The 17908-nt window shown below is 47.7% G+C and carries 16 protein-coding genes and 1 pseudogene; 11 read left to right on the top strand and 6 right to left on the bottom strand.

What is annotated here, in order from left to right; all coding sequences use genetic code 11:
- The first annotated feature begins 1 nt into the window (after window position 1).
- Entirely contained in the window at window positions 2–7459 is a 7458-nt protein-coding gene (locus BXO87_RS04975) for a beta-ketoacyl synthase N-terminal-like domain-containing protein (RefSeq protein WP_076851237.1), read from the top strand.
- A 133-nt stretch (window positions 7460–7592) separates the two neighbouring features.
- Here BXO87_RS04975 and BXO87_RS04980 read toward each other — a convergent pair whose 3' ends face one another.
- Window positions 7593–8804 (bottom strand): cytochrome P450 family protein, encoded by a 1212-nt coding sequence (locus tag BXO87_RS04980; RefSeq protein ID WP_038463906.1) that lies wholly within the window; start codon window positions 8802–8804, stop codon window positions 7593–7595.
- A gap of 288 nt (window positions 8805–9092) precedes the next feature.
- On the opposite strand from BXO87_RS04980, the gene BXO87_RS04985 reads away from it, so the two are divergent.
- Window positions 9093–9527, top strand: coding sequence for a NucA/NucB deoxyribonuclease domain-containing protein (locus BXO87_RS04985; protein ID WP_007611576.1), 435 nt, complete (start codon window positions 9093–9095; stop codon window positions 9525–9527).
- A 59-nt stretch (window positions 9528–9586) separates the two neighbouring features.
- On the top strand, window positions 9587–10342 hold the full coding sequence (locus BXO87_RS04990; RefSeq protein WP_003154084.1) for a YoaK family protein: 756 nt from the start codon (window positions 9587–9589) through the stop codon (window positions 10340–10342).
- A 33-nt stretch (window positions 10343–10375) separates the two neighbouring features.
- Here BXO87_RS04990 and ymzB read toward each other — a convergent pair whose 3' ends face one another.
- The gene (gene ymzB / locus BXO87_RS04995) at window positions 10376–10738 is read right to left on the bottom strand and encodes a protein YmzB (protein WP_007410383.1); all 363 of its coding nucleotides are present in this window, start codon (window positions 10736–10738) and stop codon (window positions 10376–10378) included.
- A 192-nt stretch (window positions 10739–10930) separates the two neighbouring features.
- Entirely contained in the window at window positions 10931–12259 is a 1329-nt protein-coding gene (locus tag BXO87_RS05000) for a S8 family peptidase (RefSeq protein WP_038463909.1), read from the bottom strand.
- 178 nt (window positions 12260–12437) lie between these two features.
- Here BXO87_RS05000 and BXO87_RS20945 point away from each other — a divergent pair.
- The 3 genes and pseudogenes from BXO87_RS20945 (at window position 12438) to BXO87_RS05015 (ending at window position 14144) form a co-directional block, all read left to right on the top strand.
- Window positions 12438–12669, top strand: a pseudogene (locus BXO87_RS20945) (hypothetical protein).
- A gap of 255 nt (window positions 12670–12924) precedes the next feature.
- Complete coding sequence (locus BXO87_RS05010; RefSeq protein WP_038463915.1) at window positions 12925–13632, top strand: poly-gamma-glutamate hydrolase family protein; 708 nt, start codon at window positions 12925–12927, stop codon at window positions 13630–13632.
- 59 nt (window positions 13633–13691) lie between these two features.
- Window positions 13692–14144 (top strand): OsmC family protein, encoded by a 453-nt coding sequence (locus tag BXO87_RS05015; RefSeq protein WP_038463918.1) that lies wholly within the window; start codon window positions 13692–13694, stop codon window positions 14142–14144.
- A gap of 13 nt (window positions 14145–14157) precedes the next feature.
- Here BXO87_RS05015 and erbB read toward each other — a convergent pair whose 3' ends face one another.
- The 3 genes from erbB to BXO87_RS05030 all read right to left on the bottom strand — a co-directional run bounded on the left by erbB (window position 14158) and on the right by BXO87_RS05030 (window position 15256).
- A complete protein-coding gene (gene erbB / locus BXO87_RS05020) occupies window positions 14158–14511 on the bottom strand; it encodes an SMR family multidrug efflux transporter EbrB (protein WP_007410379.1) in 354 nt (117 codons plus the stop codon).
- A gap of 17 nt (window positions 14512–14528) precedes the next feature.
- The gene (gene erbA / locus BXO87_RS05025; protein ID WP_007410378.1) at window positions 14529–14843 is read right to left on the bottom strand and encodes an SMR family multidrug efflux transporter EbrA; all 315 of its coding nucleotides are present in this window, start codon (window positions 14841–14843) and stop codon (window positions 14529–14531) included.
- Window positions 14844–14980: 137 nt separating this feature from the next.
- On the bottom strand, window positions 14981–15256 hold the full coding sequence (locus tag BXO87_RS05030; protein WP_373681458.1) for a hypothetical protein: 276 nt from the start codon (window positions 15254–15256) through the stop codon (window positions 14981–14983).
- Between the two features lie 137 nt (window positions 15257–15393).
- Here BXO87_RS05030 and BXO87_RS05035 point away from each other — a divergent pair, with 137 nt between their 5' ends.
- The 5 genes from BXO87_RS05035 (at window position 15394) to BXO87_RS05055 (ending at window position 17772) form a co-directional block, all read left to right on the top strand.
- Complete coding sequence (locus tag BXO87_RS05035) at window positions 15394–15798, top strand: YmaF family protein (RefSeq protein ID WP_014417831.1); 405 nt, start codon at window positions 15394–15396, stop codon at window positions 15796–15798.
- 98 nt (window positions 15799–15896) lie between these two features.
- Window positions 15897–16841 carry a tRNA (adenosine(37)-N6)-dimethylallyltransferase MiaA gene (miaA, locus tag BXO87_RS05040; RefSeq protein WP_038463924.1) on the top strand — a complete coding sequence of 315 codons (945 nt, stop codon included), beginning with the start codon at window positions 15897–15899 and terminating at the stop codon, window positions 16839–16841.
- Window positions 16842–16880: 39 nt separating this feature from the next.
- Window positions 16881–17102 carry an RNA chaperone Hfq gene (hfq, locus tag BXO87_RS05045; RefSeq protein WP_003154064.1) on the top strand — a complete coding sequence of 74 codons (222 nt, stop codon included), beginning with the start codon at window positions 16881–16883 and terminating at the stop codon, window positions 17100–17102.
- 96 nt (window positions 17103–17198) lie between these two features.
- Window positions 17199–17474 carry a YmzC family protein gene (locus BXO87_RS05050; RefSeq protein WP_012117607.1) on the top strand — a complete coding sequence of 92 codons (276 nt, stop codon included), beginning with the start codon at window positions 17199–17201 and terminating at the stop codon, window positions 17472–17474.
- Window positions 17475–17556: 82 nt separating this feature from the next.
- Entirely contained in the window at window positions 17557–17772 is a 216-nt protein-coding gene (locus BXO87_RS05055; RefSeq protein ID WP_003154062.1) for a hypothetical protein, read from the top strand.
- Window positions 17773–17908 lie beyond the last annotated feature (136 nt).

A 17908-nucleotide genomic window follows, 5' to 3' on the forward strand; every position in this document is an offset into this window, starting at 1 on the left:
TTTGCAAAACACTGAAGATCTTCTTTACAAACTATTGGCAGGCCAGCTGAAATCTGTCGGATTTTTCACGGAAAACGAAACGCAGCCTGTCATGCAGGGGTTTTACGGCAGGTGGCTGGAAGAAAGCATCTCCATCTTGGTGGAAAAAGGCTTTTTGAAACAGTCAGGCAGTACGTATGTGTTAACAGGTCCGATAGAGCGTACGGACGTTCTGTGGCAAGAATGGGATGAAAAGAAAGCTCCTTTACTCAAGGACAGCAGCAAACAGGCGATGATCACCTTAGTGGAGACCGCTCTCAGAGCTTTGCCGGATATTTTATCCGGCAGAGTTTCTGCCACTGATGTTCTGTTTCCCGATTCCTCAATGGAATTGGTGGAAGGAATCTATAAAAACAATGAAACGGCAGACTACTTTAATGAGGTGCTCGCTGACACATTGACGGCTTTCATTGAAGAACGCCTGAAAGAAGACCCGAACGCGGAAATCCGGATATTAGAGATCGGAGCGGGGACGGGCGGGACGAGCGCGGCCGTTTTCAAAAGATTAAAAGAGTACAAACATCATGTGAAAGAATATTGCTACACCGATCTGTCAAAGGCCTTTTTCATGCATGCTGAAAAAGAATACGGTCCCGACAATCCGTATTTGACTTATAAGCGGTTTAATGTGGAAGAGCCCCCGGCTTTGCAGGGTATAGAGGCGGGCGCATATGACGCGGTAATTGCGGCAAATGTGCTTCACGCGACAAAAAATATTCGGCGGACACTTCGCAATGCCAAAGCGGTGCTTAAAAAGAATGGGATTTTGCTATTAAATGAGATCAGCAGCCATTCGGTTTATTCTCACCTGACATTCGGCCTTTTGGAAGGCTGGTGGCTGTATGAAGACGCCAAACTGCGCATTCCCGGATGCCCGGGGCTGTATCCTGAAGCGTGGCAGTCTGCGCTGGAAAGCGAGGGATATCGGTACGTTACATTTATGGCGGAATCGTCACATCACCTCGGCCAGCAGATCGTGGCGGCAGAAAGCGACGGCGTTATCAGGCAAAAGCAGCCGGACGCGCAGGCGGTTGAAGAAACTGCGGCTTCCAAAGAGCCGGCTGATTTCACAGAACCGTCTTTCTCAGTCACAGACCGGACTGTGCAATTCATAAAAGAAACGTTAGCCAAGTCCATAAAGCTTGCTCCCGAGCGCATTCAGCCGGAAACCAGCTTTGAAAAATACGGCATCGACTCCATTTTGCAGGTGAATTTTATCCGCGAACTGGAAACATTGACGGGCGAGCTGCCGAAAACGGTCTTATTTGAACACACGAATACGAAAGAACTTGCCGAGTATTTGCTGGAAAATTACCCGGATAAGCTGCAACAGGCATTCGGAGCCGAACAAGCGCCTCCTGAAACGGAGCATCCGGAACCTGCAATGAATGAACCGGTGCCGCTTGTCACGGAAACGCGGCGATTTATCACTGAACAAAAAGAGCCAAAAGCGCCAAAGCCGGAAACAGAAACCGTCACCGTTAATCGTTCTGATCGTGACGACATTGCCATTATCGGCATCAGCGGCCGCTATCCCGAGTCTGAAACGCTCGATGAGCTGTGGGAACATTTAAAAGCCGGAGACAGCTGTATTACGGAAGCCCCGGAAAACAGATGGAAGTCCGGTCTTCTGAAAACAATGGCAAAAGAAACACGAAAAGAAGAACGCAAAACACGGTACGGCGGATTTCTGCAGCATATTGACGCTTTTGACCATCACTTGTTTGACATGCGGGAAGACCATGTGATGGAGATGACGCCTGAGCTCCGTCTAAGCTTAGAAACCGTATGGGAAACATTTGAAAACGGCGGTTACTCGTTAGAAAGAGTAAACGAATGGCAGGAATCAGACAGCGGCATCGGTGTATTTATGGGCAGTATGTACAATCAATATTTCTGGAATATCCCGTCATTGGAAAAAGCCGCGCTCAGCTCTAACGGAGGGGATTGGCATATCGCCAACCGCATTTCCCACTTTTTCAATTTAACGGGTCCGAGCATGGGCGTTACGACCGCATGCTCCAGCTCACTGAGCGCCATTCATCTCGCCTGTGAAAGCCTGAAGCTTAACAGCTGTTCCATGGCGATTGCCGGAGGGGTCAATCTCACGCTTGAACCGTCTAAATATGATGCGCTCGAACGGGCGAATTTGCTTGAACAGGGAAGTGAGAGCAAAAGCTTCGGAACCGGCACGGGCCTGATGCCGGGAGAAGGAGTCGGGGCGGTGCTCTTGAAGCCGCTCTCCAAAGCGCTTGCCGACAAAGACCATATTTACGGGGTCATTAAAAGCAGCGCGTTGTGCCATAGCGGCGGAAGGCAGATGTACACGGCTCCGGATCCGAAACAGCAGGCGAAGCTCATGGCGGCTTCCATCGACAAGGCCGGAATCAATCCGGAAACAATCAGTTATGTTGAATCAGCGGCAAACGGCTCTGTATTGGGAGATCCGATTGAGGTCATTGCCCTGACAAACGCGTTCGCGCAATATACTGATAAAAAACGATTTTGCGCGCTTGGATCCGTCAAGTCAAATCTCGGCCATTTAGAGGCGGCTTCCGGCATGTCCCAGCTCGCGAAAGTGCTGCTGCAAATGGAGCGGGAAACATTAGTCCCGACGATTAACGCAAAACCGCAAAATCCGAATATCAACCTTGAACAAACGGCTTTTTACCTGCAGGAAAAAACCGAGTATTGGGAACGTCTGAAGGATGCCGAGACGGGAGACATCATACCGCGGAGAAGCATGATCAATTCCTTCGGAGCAGGCGGGGCATACGCAAATCTCATCGTAGAAGAATATATCAGCCCGAATTCCGATCAGGCCCGTCACGACGATGAGGAATATATTTTCCTTGTGTCAGCGAAAACAAAATGGAGTTTTGAAGCCTATCTTGAGAGACTGGCGGCCTTTTTAGAAAAGACGCCATCTCTTCATCCGGCAGCCATCGCATCCGCGCTGCAAAAAAGAACGCATCATTCGGAGTATCGGGCGGCATTTACGGCTGCTTCCGTTCAGGAACTGCTGGAAAAGCTGGCCGCTTACCGCATGGATCAGCGGAATCTCAATTTCTCCGATTCTGATATTGGCCGGCGTGCGCGGCAATGGGAAAAAGGAGAGAGTATCGCGTTTGATCAGTTGCAGCAAGAGCACGCCGTTCATCTGCCGGCCTACGCTTTTGACCACGGGACTTCTTTTCAATTCGGTGAATCAGAAAACGCTGCCGGCGTTCAGGCGGTATACAGTGATGACGACCCATACGTGAAAGGGCATCAATTCAGCGGAGAACCGGTACTCGCCGGCGCTACATATAACAGTCTGGCAGTCGATCATTTTTGTGATCTTTTTCCTGAAGCGGAAGGAGGACAAATTAAAAAACTGAATTACGCGAGCCCCATTACCGTAAAAAAAGGCGATCGCATCGAGCTGAAAACAGAATCGAAACAAAACGGGGATGGATTTGAACTGAGCATAATGCACCGCAGCCGCACGTCTCCTGATTGGAGCATAGCGGCGTATGCCGAGTGCAGCCCGTATCCGTTTCAAAAGCAGCACGCGGATCTGGCGGCCATTCAGCGCTCTTACCGGGAAGTGGGCCGGATAGATGAGTTATACGGAGACGGAACGGGAACTGTCGTGTGGGGAGAAGAATTTAAAACGATCACCCGCCTGTACAAAGGCTCTGATGCCGTTTTAGCGAAAGTGAACCTGAACAATAGCGACTCACAACAAGCGCATCATTATGCCGTAAATCCGTTAATCGCCAACAGTGCTTACTTGGCCTCGCTTTCTTTATTGGACCAAACGGAGGCGGAAAGCTATCTTCCGTTCGGCATTAATTCCGTCACCTTCAGCAGTCCGGAAGATCTTACCGATTGCTGGCTGCACATCAAGCTGGCCAAACAAACGGGGGAAATGATTCTGATTAACGCAGATGTCATCAGCAGGCGATCGGAAGTGGTGATGCGTTTTGAAGGCTATGCCCTGAAACGGTTCCGCCCGAAAACCGAACAGATAAATCAGCCGGCCCGAACGGCTGTGAAGAATGCGGGAGCACCGATTTCTGCCGGCAGTCTGACAGATGATATCCGCAGCTACGTCCTTGGCAAGCTCGCCAAGATGATGGATGAATCCGCGCCATCTCTTCGTTCTGACGCGAATATCATGGAATTGGGACTTGATTCAGCGAGCCTGATCGGGCTGACAAAAGAGATCGGCCAAGAGGCGGACATCGATGTGAATCCAACATTGTTTTTCGAGTATCCGACCGCGGAGGAGCTGACCCGCCACTTCGCGTCAGCATATGAGAGCAAGTTTTCTCAATTGCTTGCCGATCATAAGCATTCAGAAGAGGCCAGGGTCACGGAAACAGAAGAGCGCACTTTACCGAAGAAACAGCATAAGCCTTGTGATAACGCCGATATCAAGCAAGGAATCGCGATTATCGGTATGTCAGCTCAGTTTCCGCAATCCCCGGATATCCAGTCTTTTTGGGAGCACATCGTAAACGGGGATCACTGTATTACCGAAATTCCGGCGGACCGCTGGGACTGGCGCCGTTACGCCGGTGATGAGAATGACACGAGTCTCAGATGGGGCGGTTTTATTGACGGTGTCGGCGAATTTGACCCGCTCTTTTTCGGAATTTCTCCTAAAGAGGCATCACAAATGGGGCCGGAGCAATTTCTGCTTTTGATGCATACATGGAAGGCAATGGAGGATGCGGGCCTGACAAATAAGGCATTATCAAGCAGACCGACAGGCGTTTTCGTTGCCGCGGGCAACAGCGATCCGAACAATGGAACAGCCATTCCGTCCATCATTCCGAACAGAATATCATATGCCTTCAATTTACAAGGACCGAGTGAATATTACGAGGCTGCCTGCACGTCAACGCTGGTGGCATTGCACAGGGCGGTTCAATCAATCCGTCATAACGAATGTGAGCAGGCTGTCGTGGGTGCCGCCAATATTCTGCAGTCGCCGAAGGGCTTTATCGGTTTTGACTCAATGGGATATTTAAGCAAAAACGGCCGGGCGAAATCGTTCCAAAAAGATGCCGATGGCTTTGTCAGAAGCGAAGGGGCGGGCGTGATCATCATCAAACCGCTTGAGGCGGCAATTGATGACGGCGATCATATTCACATGGTCATTAAAGGAACAGGAGTGTCTCACGGCGGTAAAGGCATGTCGCTTCACGCACCGAATCCGGCGGGAATGAAGGCCGCGATGAAAAAAGCGTACGAAGACACCGATGTTGATCCGCAAACCGTCACTTATATTGAAGCGCACGGCATTGCCTCCGAAATGGCAGATGCGCTGGAGTTTAATGCAATCAAAGCGGGTTACGGCGAGTCTGCAAATCAAGAGGAAAGCGCGCCTTGTTATATCAGCACCGTGAAACCTTGCATCGGGCACGGCGAACTCGCTTCCGGACTGGCCGCCCTTATAAAAGTGGCGATGGCCATGAAGCATCATACCATCCCGGGCATTCCCGGATTTACAGCTGCAAATGAGCAAATGGCCATTCAGAAAAGCCGCTTCCGTTTCACCGAAGACAATCAGGAATGGACACAGCTCACCGACCATACGGGCAGACTGATCCCGCGCCGGGCCGCAATTAACAGCTATGGCTTCGGCGGCATGAATGCGCATGTCGTCTTGGAACAGTACAGCCCGAGCCATAAAGACAAAGAATCTGTGCATGAACCGCAGCTTATCGTCCTTTCTGCTAAGAACGAAGGGCGCCTAAAGGCGGCCGCAGGTCAGCTGGCCGATTTTGTGCAAACTGGAGATACTCCGTCATTGCGGGATATTGCTTATACGCTTCAGACCGGCCGTGAGGCGATGAACTGCCGCCTGGCACTCGTTGCCCGCAATCAAGATGAATTGCTGGAAAAACTGAAAGAGTACAGAGCATTTTCCGAAGAAAGCAATGGAATGAAAAGCTTCTTTACAGGCAGTCAGCAGACTGGATCAGGAGATATCGGCGTTTTACTGGAAGGGACTCTCGGTATAGTCGTCACAGAGACGCTGTTGGCTGAAAACAATCTGGAAAAGCTTGCATTTTGCTGGGTGAAAGGTGCGGATATACCGTGGGACAGACTCCACCAAGGCAAATCTGTTCAAAGAGTGCCGCTTCCGACATATCCTTTTGAAAACCATAAGTATTGGAACGGCGGTCAGCCAGAAGGCATCAGCCTTGCACCGGTTTCCCAGAATCCTCAGATCCGCTGCGAGAGCGCGGCTGACATTGTGGCAGACATTTTGGGGATGGAGCCAGCGGAAATGGATCAAAATAAGCCGCTGACTGAATACGGCTTCGATTCAATCTCCTCTATTCAGCTGCTGAAAAAACTTGAGGGCGGAGACAGCCGCATCAGTCTGGAGGCTCTTCAGAAATGCAGCACTGTTCAGGAGATTAGCATGCTGTTAAAAACGAACCAATCGCAGGAGGCGGGCCGGAATTTTCCCGAACTCGTCAAGCTGAACGATAGAGAAAAAGGCCGTCCTGTTTTTTGGTTTCACGGCGGAACGGGAGGCGTTGAAGCATACCAGCCATTCGCCAAAAAGAGTCAGCGACCTTTTTACGGCATCCAGGCAAGAGGTTTGACAGGGAAAGAGCCGCTGCAAGGAATCGAAGAGACGGCCGCTTCTTATAAGAGAATCATCCAAGCGGTACAGCCGAAAGGCCCTTATGACCTCGGCGGATATTCCTTGGGCGGAATGTTTGCATACGAAACCGCGCGCCTCTTGCAGGAGGAAGGTCATACGGTAAAAAGCGCCGTCATGATCGACACCCCGTACAGTGAAAAATGGAAAGAAAGAAAACCATCTGTTAAGTCAGTCATGCTGCAAACGATCAATACGATGCTTACAGCATATCTTAAGCCTGAAAACCTTGAAGAGGCATTAATCAGCAGAGAAGACATTACCGTCCAGGCTGAGGAAGAAGAAGTATTGAAAGAATTGATCGGCCTTGCCAAAAAGCGCGGTCTGCCAAAATCCGAAGAAGCGATCCGGATGCAGCTGGAGCAAATGATGAAGACGCAGCTCGCTTACGGAATGGAAGAGTATGACATGAAGCCGCTGCCTCATCCGGAAGCGCTGCAATGCTACTACTTCCGTAATAAAAGCGGTTTGTTCCTCGGAGATCTTGAACGTTATCTGACAGCAGAGGAAGAACAGATTCCATTAGACCATGATGCGTATTGGAAAGAATGGGAACGCCAGATGAAACAGTTTCACCTGCTGGACGTTCACTCTTCCAATCATGTCACAATGCTGTCGGAACCGAAGCCGCAAAACGCCATTAAAGCATTCTGCGAAAAACTGTACGCAAACAAAGGAACGATAAGCGCAAATTTCCTTAAATCTTTCAGAAAAAAGCTGGACGAAACAAATGAGTTGGTAAGACGGTAATAGAGAACGGCCGGAGCAATCCGGCCGCTTTTTTATTTATATAGAACTAAATTAACTATGTACTAAATTTTCATTGTTATATTGATTTCTGTTTATAAGACATTAAAAAACCCCCGATAAACCGGGGGCGATATTAAAATCTGACAGGCAATGTTTCAAGCCCTCTCAAAAACACATTTTTTCTCCATGTTACATCCTCGGGCGCGCCTTTCAGCTCTATATTCGGAAACCGTTTTAAAAGCGCGGTAAAGGCAATGGATGCTTCCATCCGGGCGAGCGGAGCCCCGAGACAAAAATGAATGCCGAATCCAAAAGAAATATGACGGTTCGGTGTTCTCGCTATATTTAATGTATCAGGATCATCGAAATATTCCGGGTCCCGATTGGCTGAACCGATGCCGATAAATATCATATCACCTTTTTTAATAGAAACATCTTTATAAGTGAAATCTTCAATCGCCCATCGATTCGCCATCATGATGACGGGAGAGGTATAACGCAAAAGCTCTTCGACCGCCGTCTGGATATCTTCGGGCTGCCGCTTTATCTTCTCCATCTGGTCTTTGTGCAGAAGAAGCGCCAGGGTGCCGGAGCCAAGAAGGTTAACCGTTGTTTCAAGCCCGGCAACGACTAACAAAAACAGCATGGAATACAGCTCTGATTCACTCAGCTTTTGGCCGTCCTCTTCAGCGTAAATAAGCTTGCTCGTCAAGTCTTCACCCGGATGTTTTCTTTTTTCTTCGATCAGTGTTTTCATATATTGTTTAAATTCTTTGAGAGCCTGATTGGTCGCATCTTGTCCGCTTTCTGACGTGTCGACCATTGCGTTTGTCCACACTTGAAATTTGGCGCGGTCCTCTTTCGGAATTCCGAGCAGCTCGGAAATGACGATAAACGGAAGCGGTGCGGCGAAATCTCTCATGATATCAGGGTCTGCTTTTGTTTCCATTTCATCCAGCAGATCTTCTGTGATCTGCTCTATCCCGGTGCGAAGCTGCTCAATCATCCGGGGAGTGAACCCCTGATGCACCAAAGATCGAAGACGTGAATGATCCGGCGGGTCTTTTGCCAGCATATGCTCTGAGACAAAATCGATATCTTCACTGACATTCAGCTTCGCGATCAGCTCCTTCGGCATGACCCGTTTTACATCTCTCGTAATTCTGCCGTCTTTTAAAAACGCCATACAATCATCATAACGCGTGATGAGCCAAGCCGGAAAGGTGCCTCCGAAACGCTGCAGTTCGAATTTATGTATGGAGTCCTGCTCTCTGAATCTGCTTAAAACCGCAAAAGGGTTTTCGTGAAACTCGGGTGAGTGTGGGTGAAACATTGTTTTTTCCATCTGGATTTCCCCGCCTTCATGTTTTTGAGTAGACATAACAAACAGCCGGTGCCTGCCGACCGGACGGCATTCCTCCTTTTATCTGCCGAAGACACTGATCACAACGGCTCATAAGTATGTCTAAAATATATAAGGAAACAGAAGCCGGTTCAATAGACAAATCGTAAAGCCGCCATTTTCGTTGATTATCAACAAAACAGCAAACTTTTTTTGCCATTTCATCATGTGTGTTAAATCCGGCTAATATACATATTTACGCTTCATATCAACTTCTTAAGGAGGATGTGAATGAATGCGTTTATGAAATGGGCGGCAAGTCTGCTTTTGGTGATCTCTCTTCAGTTCGGCCTTACGGGCGCCGGCATCCATTCGGACAGTGCTGCTCGTGCCGCATCCCGATACGATCAGGTGCTGTATTTCCCGCTGTCAAAATATCCGGAGACGGGAAATCATATAAAAGACGCCATTTCGGCAGGTCATTCTGAGATTTGTACAATTGATAGGGGCGGAGCGGAGAATAGAAGGAAAGAATCATTGAAAGGAATTCCGACAAAGCCCGGGTTTGACCGTGATGAATGGCCCATGGCAGTCTGCACAGAAGGCGGGGCGGGGGCTGATATCAGATATGTAACCCCGTCGGATAACCGCGGGGCCGGTTCATGGGTTGGAAATCAAATGAGCGGATATTCCGACGGCACGAGAGTATTATTTATCGTTCAGTAGCTTCTCCGGTTCGCCGGAGTTTTTTTATGCTCTGAAAAAGCGGCACGCCGGCTGGACATATGAAATGGCAAAGAGTAAACTTATATGTTGGAATCAGCATGAGAAAGGATTGGATCACATTGACAGTGACTACATACCGAAATATTGCACTTTTACTTCTTTGTTTAACAGCGGGAATTGTGGATGTGATCGGTTATTTAAGCCTGGGACATATCTTTACCGCCAATATGACGGGGAACATCGTTCTGTTCGGCCTGGCGATCGGCAACTCATGGCACCTTGCCGTACTCAAATCGTTAACCTCGTTAATCGGATTTATTGCCGGTGTTATTGCCGCGGCCCTGCTTGTGGGCAATAAAAAGAAATCATTCTGGCCCCCTGCGGTAACTGCCGCTTTAGCTATTGAAGGAGCTGTTTTGCTGCTGTTTGCTTTGTTCTCTTGCTTTTTTGCAGATGCCATTTCTGTTTATGTGCTGATTATGCTGCTCAGCTTCGCAATGGGAATGCAGACGACAGCCGCGAGAAAACTTGGTGTAGCGGGGATTTCCACGACCGTATTAACAGGAACGCTCGCTAATTTTTTTGAAGATCTTACCGCAAGGTTTTACAAAGCGGACAAGCGGAAGCAGTTTACGAGAGATGCTGTATTGCGAGCGCTTGCCTTGGTGCTGTATTGCTTTGGGGCGGTCATAGGCGCTTTTGCTGAACCGGATTATAAGTTTGCCGTGATCTGGCTTCCGATTATCATTATTTTAGGCATTATGCTTTGCGCATTCACGATGTTCCACGGATATTCTGAAGAAAAAAACCAATAAAAAAACGCCGCTGATTCAGGGCGTTTTTTCTTTTTATTGCTCTTTCCGGGTCCCGATTGTATAAACGGCCCGATCTGTATGTACCTTTAATCCGTCTTGCTCCTTTTGGATGGTAATGTCGCCGAGCAGTGGGATTTCATACGCATCTTGGGGAAGCGGGACATTTCCTTCCTCCGTATAGGTTGTGCCGTGCCCTTTTAAGACGAGCTCTTCGTCCGCTACATAGTCATCGGGATGGTTTGTCCGGCGGACGAGAACATCATCAAGGTGAAGCATGATCTGGTCCATATCAGAAATCTCGTTTCGGCTGTCTGTCAGCTCTCCTTTTCTGATATCAAGCGTTTGTCCGATCTGTTTTTGCAGCCATTCAGACAATTCGGTGTTTGTAAGTGCCATTGTGATTCCTCCTTTTATCTACACCATACTTATTCCCTATTTTTTTAGAAATACACTTCCTTGCATTGATCTTTTTTTCTGACAGCCGGTTTTGAAGCATTCCGAGTTCCTTCATTATAAATGTTTCATCTGTTCACCTGAAAAACGGAGTCATCTGCCGGTGCAGACGACCCCGTTCTCATGATAAAAAGGTTACTCTTTCGGCACAGCGTTTTCAGCGTTCACTGCGCCCGCTCCGTAAATGTTCGGATCTTCATTTGTCCATTGATCCGGACTTTGTTTGATCAGTGTTTTCACTTCGTCAGGCGAAAGCTGCGGGTTTTGCTGAAGGATTAAGGCGGCAATGCCCGCACAGATCGGAGTGGCCATGGACGTGCCCGACAGACTGAAATACAAGGAGCCTACACGGTTTGATTTCTGTAATTTGTCAAGGTATGAACGCGGAGAACGGAGAGATACGATATCGACCCCGGGCGCAAGAATGTCAGGCTTCTCTTTTCCGTACACCGTCGGGCCGCGGCTTGAGAAAGAAGCGACCGTATCGTCCTCATTGCTGGCCGTATCATTGTCATCATAGGCGCCTACCGTGATGACCTTCTCGCTGACACCGGGGCTTGAAATCGTTTGAGCTTCCGGACCGGAGTTGCCCGCGGCGACGCAGACGACGATTCCTTTATTCCATGCCTCTTCAACGGCCTTGACGAGCGGGTCGTCCGTTTCTTTATCATATCTGAGCGCATCTCCGCCCAGTGACATGCTGATGATTTTGATCGGATTCTTTGTGTGTTCTTTATTATATTGTATGCACCATTCCACACCTTCAATGATATCAGCCAAGGTTCCTGATCCTGATTTGTTTAAAACCTTGACTCCGATCAGATCAGCTTCCGGCGCCGGCCCCTGATATTTACCCGAAGATGAAGCGCCGCTGCTTGCGATATCACCGGCGCAATGGGTGCCGTGCCCGTTGTCGTCATACGGTTCTGTCTTTTGGTTGACAAAGTCCGCAAATCCGATAACTCTGCCTTCTAAATCGGGATGCTGATAGATTCCGGTATCAATAACGGCAACGATTACGCCTTTTCCTGTTAATACGGTGCCGTTACGGGTGACTTCTTTTGCATGAGACGATTCAGCTGCCGTATCAAGGAGCGCTTTTACTTCACGGTTTAAATAGATTTTACGGATATCCCGGCATTGCGAAAGAAGCATGTGAAGGGCGGACGGAGTGACTTCGGCGCTGCAGCAATTGATTGTTTGAAACTGCTTTTTTATGGTGCAGCGTTTTTCTTTTGATAAGACCTGTCCTGTGCTGTGAAAACCGGATTCATGGCAGCCCTCTTCAAATTCAATGATGACTGACATTTTCTTTCTGTTTTTCACCTTTTTTTCGAAAAACTTGTGCAAAAAGCAAGGTGTCCATTTGAAAGGTTTATATAACTGTAATACGTTTTCTCTGAGCGGCCAGTCCAGCTTATGAGCATTTGACCGCACCATTTGTACCATTGAGTAACCAAACATATATACTTTTCCTCCCATTCTGGCGATTCTCTCTATACCATATGAACAGGCCGTATGTTCGGTCAGTTTGTTTGTCCTTCAGGAGCGCTGGTTACTTGCGGCTTTTTCAGGAGAAGAAATCGAGTTGAAGAAGAACGTTTGTTCGTTTATAATGAAGCCGGCGGAAGGAGGTATATATATGAACATAATATTGAGACATTCCTTGGAAAAACAGCTTCCGATTGATATTATATATGAAAAAAGACGGCTCCATTTCAAAACGGACCATTATTATAAAAAAAGGGGATGAGCGGGCTGTAACGGCATTTTGCTGTACAAAAAGGCAGATGAGAACTTTTTTGACGGGCTCCATTCTGTCCTGTGCATTTGCTTCGGGAGGCGGATATTCATTTTTAAAAGCGTATTCTTGATGCCGTCCGTTTCCGGCCGTGAATCTCCCGCCCCTGAAAATTCGGGCGTTCCTCCCTTTTTTTTTGCCCTCTCTCAACCTTTTTTCACTGATGCCCGGCATTTGAGCGCTTGAACCGTGACAATCCATTGATTTTTCGAAACCGGGAAGTTTTTCACTGATGATAATGTTAATAGAATGTTAAGATAAGACCTATTGACAAAAATCCATATAATGAACATGTCATTTTTCAGAAAGGAGCAAAGAAGGAGAGCTGATGAAAAGAATTTTACTTAATGTCATCATTATCGTAGCAATGGTCTTACTAATAAGATGTGCTCATTATGCGTCAGATCCTGATCCCTCGAATTCTTCTGATACATACACAGATTTTAAAGATCTGGCTGAACATGAAGACCCCGATGATTATCATATATCGTACAATAAGCGAAAGGGGAGCCCCGTATTGATCATGTCGCCGCACGGAGGGAGAATTGAGGGCGGGGTGAGCGAGATCGTCCGCTCTTTCAGCGATGATTTTTCAACCTATCTGTTTGAGGGATTAAAACCGCATGATAACCAGACTCTTCATATTACGAGCACCAAGTTCGATGAGCCTTCAGCAGTCGAAAGCATTAAGCAGCACCATTATGTTATCGCAGTGCACGGTTATAAAGGCAACGAGAAAAATACTCTTGTCGGAGGAAGCGATCGGAAGCGGGCGAAAAAATTGGTGAGAGCTCTCGAACGAAACGGATTTTCTGCAGAATTGGCAACCTCAAAAACCGGTCTGGCCGGGGTTAACACCGAAAATATCAATAACCAGGCGCAAACCGGGCTGAGCATACAGCTTGAGATCAGCAGAGAACAGCGGGAAGCGTTTTTTGATAATTTTGATTATCGCGAAAGGGAATTCACAAAAACGGAGGAATTTTACCGGTTTGTCCGTACGATAAAAAGAGTGATCAATCAAGAGTATTCGTGAGCTTAAAAAAAGACAAACGAGTGAAAGATGAGTAAACTGAAAAAAAGGAGGTTTGTCCCTTGACAACACATCACTTTTATTTAAAAGCAAATTGGCCCGGAAATCGCAATGACGTCGGCGATATTAAAAGCGGCCGGCTGGAAACGGCTGTGTCCATTCCTAAGGAAATGGACGGACCCGGAGAAGGCACAAATCCTGATGAAATGCTGCTTGGAGCGGCCGCGACCTGTTATATTATAACGCTTGCGGCGATGATGGAAAGAAGCGGCCTGGATAAAGAAGATCTACATATGGAATCTGAAGGAATTGTAGATGTCACGAACGGTGTGTTCACGTACCAGAAAATCATTCACCGTCCGTTTATATTATTAAAGCCGGATGCAGCCGAAACGGACTTTACGCTCGCCAGGAAGTTAGCGCAAAAAGCAGAGTCCTCATGTATGATTTCACGAGCGGTCCAAGGAAACGTGGAGATGGAGCTTGAGGTTGAAGTAAAAGCTGCCCGCGCTTGACGAGTTCAAACGGTCAGCTCCGGGCCGTTTGATTTTTTTTAGCTTTTTGAGACTTGGAACGGTTCAGCAGGATGACGCCCGTGATGACCAAAACAAGCCCGATCATCATTTTGACTGTCATGGCCTCCTTAAAAACAAAAAAGCCGACAATTGCCGTTAAAGCGGTGCCGACACCTGACCATGTCGCGTATGCGGCGGATAAATCAAGGCTTTTCAATGAGAAGCTCAAAAACATAAAAGAGGCTCCGATTCCGGCAATGACGCCGAGAGCGGGCCACAGGTGCGTAAAACCGTCCGACAGCTTCAGCATCGTGCTCCCGAACACTTCTGATACAATGGCTAATGCCAAGCAAAGTAATCCTTTCATCAGTATGCCTCTCCTTTCTACCAATTCATCAAAATGACACCGGCCAATAAGAAAAAGAGTCCGATGACGGCCTGCTTGTCCAGTTTTTCATGAAACCATTTCGCTCCGATAATGGATGCGAGCACCGTTCCGGCTCCGCTCCATGTTGCATAGGATAAGCTGAGCGGAATGAGATTCAGTGTCAGTGAAAGCATATAAAAGGCCAATGAATAGCCTGCCACTACAAGCGCGCTCGGCAAAAACCGCGTAAATCCGCGGGAGACCTTCAGCATGGCCGCGCCGATTGACTCTGATAAAATAGCAATTGTGAGGAAGATATAACCCAGAATCATATCAAATCCCCCTCTCATCATAATCCTTATGCCTTTTGTTTAAGGCAGTAAAATAAAATAATATCCGAACTTTGCCCGGGAAGTCAAGACATTAGGCCTATACAAAAAGGCCCCCGGGGAGGAGCCTTTTTGATTCGTCAATAGTAATACGGATAGCCGTAGCCGTAACCCCCGTACAAGTACGGATTGAATAAAGCGCTTCCGACAAGCCCCCCGACAAGCCCTCCGAAAAACGGTCCGCCGTAAAAACCAAACGGCCGTCCGAATCCATAACCAAACCAAGGCCGGCCAAATCCAAAACCCGGCCGTCCGAATCCAAATCCGAATCCGGGACGCCCGAAGCCGAAGCCCGGCCGGCCAAACCCAAATCCGGGCCGTCCGAACCCAAATCCAGGCCGCCCAAACTGTCTCATTTCACTATCTACTGCGTATGTGTATTCTTCATTCATAATTAAGGTACCTCCAAGAATAAATTTGAGATGATAACAGAGTATTCAGCCCACCAATTTTTGATTGGGCGTTTATCAAAAAAATAAAGGAGTGAGCTTTTGTGGGCCTGTATCAGTCCGATTGGTCAAAAAAACCTCCGCACACACACGCATACCGGGCGGTTACGGATGTAGTGCAGGGGCATTACCATTTGATTGAAGGCTTTTCGCAGCCGGAGAACGGCAGCAATACAGATGAGCATACACATTTCTATACGGGCATCACCTCGTTTGAAAACGGCCATTTTCATAGGTATTATGGCATTTCCGGCCCTGCCATCCCGAGGGTTGACGGAACACATTACCATGAGCTTTCAGAGACCACCTTTGCCGCCTACAATGAGCCGATTCAGATCCAGCACGGCGGCGTCGTTTACGATCCGCGGGAGGAAGGACGGAAAACGCACCGCCATACACTCAAAGGAAAAACGAGAGAGGTTGTCGGAAACGAGCCGATCGGGTGGTAGTGGACGTTTAGCGCTCAGGAAAAAGGGCAAAATGGATAGGTGCCTGAAGAAATGAATGCTATAATTAGGGGGAGATTTATAAAAGAGAGTGATACATATTGAAAAATAAAAAACAACCTGTCGTCATACTCGTCGGACCGACGGCAGTCGGAAAAACAAAACTAAGCATCGGACTCGCGAAAATGCTGAATGCGGAAATCATCAGCGGAGATTCCATGCAGGTATATAAAGGGATGGACATCGGAACGGCCAAAGTCACCGAAGAAGAGACAGAAGGCGTGCCGCATCACCTGATTGATATTTTGGAGCCGTCCGACACTTTTTCAACGGCGGATTATCAGAAAATGGTAAGGGGAAAAATCACCGAGATTTCTGATAGAGGAAAGCTGCCGATGATTGTCGGGGGGACGGGTCTGTACATTCAGTCCGTGCTGTATGACTATACGTTCACGGAAAACTCCGGTGACCCTGTATTCCGGGAGCGCATGGAGAAACTGGCGGCTGAAGAAGGGGCGGAAGCGCTTCATGCCAAGCTTGCGGCAGCTGACCCGGAAGCGGCGGCAGCCATTCATCAAAACAATACGCGAAGAGTCATCCGCGCGCTCGAAATTCTGCATGTATCGGGAAAAACAATGTCAGAGCATCTTAAAACCCAAAAACGGGAGCTGCTTTACAATGCGGTTCTTATCGGTCTTACAATGGACAGAGAAGTGCTGTACGGCCGGATTAATGAGCGCGTTGACCTGATGCTGGAAACCGGCCTTCTTGACGAAGTAAAGCGGCTGTATGATATGAATATCCGGGACAGCCAATCGATTCAGGCGATCGGTTATAAAGAGCTGTATGAATATCTTGATGGAAAAGTGCCGCTTCCTCAGGCTGTGGAGCAATTAAAACAAAATTCTAGGCGATATGCGAAACGCCAGCTGACCTGGTTTCGCAATAAAATGCCCGTTTCATGGACAGATATGACGCCGCCTGTTGATATTGAGCAGAAAAAAAAGGAAATTTTCGAGTGCATAGCAGGAAAACTGGAAATTTAATCGAAACAGTATTGTATTGAGAACCAAGGAGGACGAAACATGAAACCGATTAATATTCAAGATCAGTTTTTGAATCAAATCCGAAAAGACAATACGTTCGTCACGGTGTTTTTACTCAACGGCTTCCAGCTTCGCGGCCAGGTAAAAGGCTTTGACAACTTTACCGTTTTGCTCGAAACGGAGGGGAAGCAGCAGCTTATTTATAAACATGCCATCTCCACGTTCGCCCCGCAAAAAAACGTCCAGCTTGAGCTTGAATAGACTTTTTGAAAAAGACCATGAACAATGGTCTTTTTCTATGCGCATCTGTATATTGCAGGCTGTATATCGGAAACATAAAAGGGGGTTCGGAAAATCGTGTTCGAAAGTGAAAATGAACTGAGAAGAATCAGGATTACGCTCGTTTGGATCGCTGTTTTTTTGCTGTTTGGAGCTTGCAGCAATCATGAGACGGTGGTGACGGATGATGACGGCGGCTCAACGGATGCCGAACCGCAGACAGAAGGCATGGTGCAGCTGGAACATAATCGTTTCGGCATCGTTGAGGACGGATACTTAAAAATATACCGCTATGATGAAAAAACGAATAAAATTGAACTGAAAAAAGAAACGGCGCTGGATGAGCTTGAATAAATTTCACAAGCGTTCGAATTTACAAAGCAGGCAACACAAGCTACACTAAGTACTGACATTGATCATGCAGAGGGTGAGACGATTGAAACACAAGGTGATAATCAACCATTGGGAAGAAACTTGTGAAGATGATTCCTGCTATGAATATGGAACCAGCATCATCGTTGACGGCAAAGAACTGATCAGAGAGGCTTCCATCACAAGCGCTCTGAAAGCCGTACTGAAAGAAATCGGTGCTGATGTGGAGATTGAAGAAACCGTTGAAAGCGAAAAAAAATGTGATTCTTACAAAAAATAAGAATAAAAGTCTAGACTACTAAGCAGTTTTTTTTCATGTTATGATAGACATCGGCTTACACATGACACCTTGAGTAGGATGAGAGATGATTCTCGTTCTGCTCTCTTTTTTGGGCGTTAATCGGGCTAGAGCCAAA

The sequence above is a fragment of the Bacillus sp. GZB genome, assembly GCF_001975995.1.
Classification (GTDB): domain Bacteria; phylum Bacillota; class Bacilli; order Bacillales; family Bacillaceae; genus Bacillus; species Bacillus velezensis.

What these genes read in the sequence shown, in the direction of transcription:
- BXO87_RS05030 (WP_373681458.1), bottom strand. Translation starts at nt 15,256, where the DNA reads ATGAGACAGTTTGGGCGGCCTGGATTTGGGTTCGGACGGCCCGGATTT.
- BXO87_RS04980 (WP_038463906.1), bottom strand. Translation starts at nt 8,804, where the DNA reads ATGGAAAAAACAATGTTTCACCCACACTCACCCGAGTTTCACGAAAAC.
- erbB (WP_007410379.1), bottom strand. Translation starts at nt 14,511, where the DNA reads ATGAAAGGATTACTTTGCTTGGCATTAGCCATTGTATCAGAAGTGTTC.
- hfq (WP_003154064.1), top strand. Translation starts at nt 16,881, where the DNA reads ATGAAACCGATTAATATTCAAGATCAGTTTTTGAATCAAATCCGAAAA.
- ymzB (WP_007410383.1), bottom strand. Translation starts at nt 10,738, where the DNA reads ATGGCACTTACAAACACCGAATTGTCTGAATGGCTGCAAAAACAGATC.
- BXO87_RS05010 (WP_038463915.1), top strand. Translation starts at nt 12,925, where the DNA reads ATGAAAAGAATTTTACTTAATGTCATCATTATCGTAGCAATGGTCTTA.
- erbA (WP_007410378.1), bottom strand. Translation starts at nt 14,843, where the DNA reads ATGATTCTGGGTTATATCTTCCTCACAATTGCTATTTTATCAGAGTCA.
- BXO87_RS04985 (WP_007611576.1), top strand. Translation starts at nt 9,093, where the DNA reads ATGAATGCGTTTATGAAATGGGCGGCAAGTCTGCTTTTGGTGATCTCT.
- BXO87_RS04990 (WP_003154084.1), top strand. Translation starts at nt 9,587, where the DNA reads ATGAAATGGCAAAGAGTAAACTTATATGTTGGAATCAGCATGAGAAAG.
- BXO87_RS05000 (WP_038463909.1), bottom strand. Translation starts at nt 12,259, where the DNA reads ATGTTTGGTTACTCAATGGTACAAATGGTGCGGTCAAATGCTCATAAG.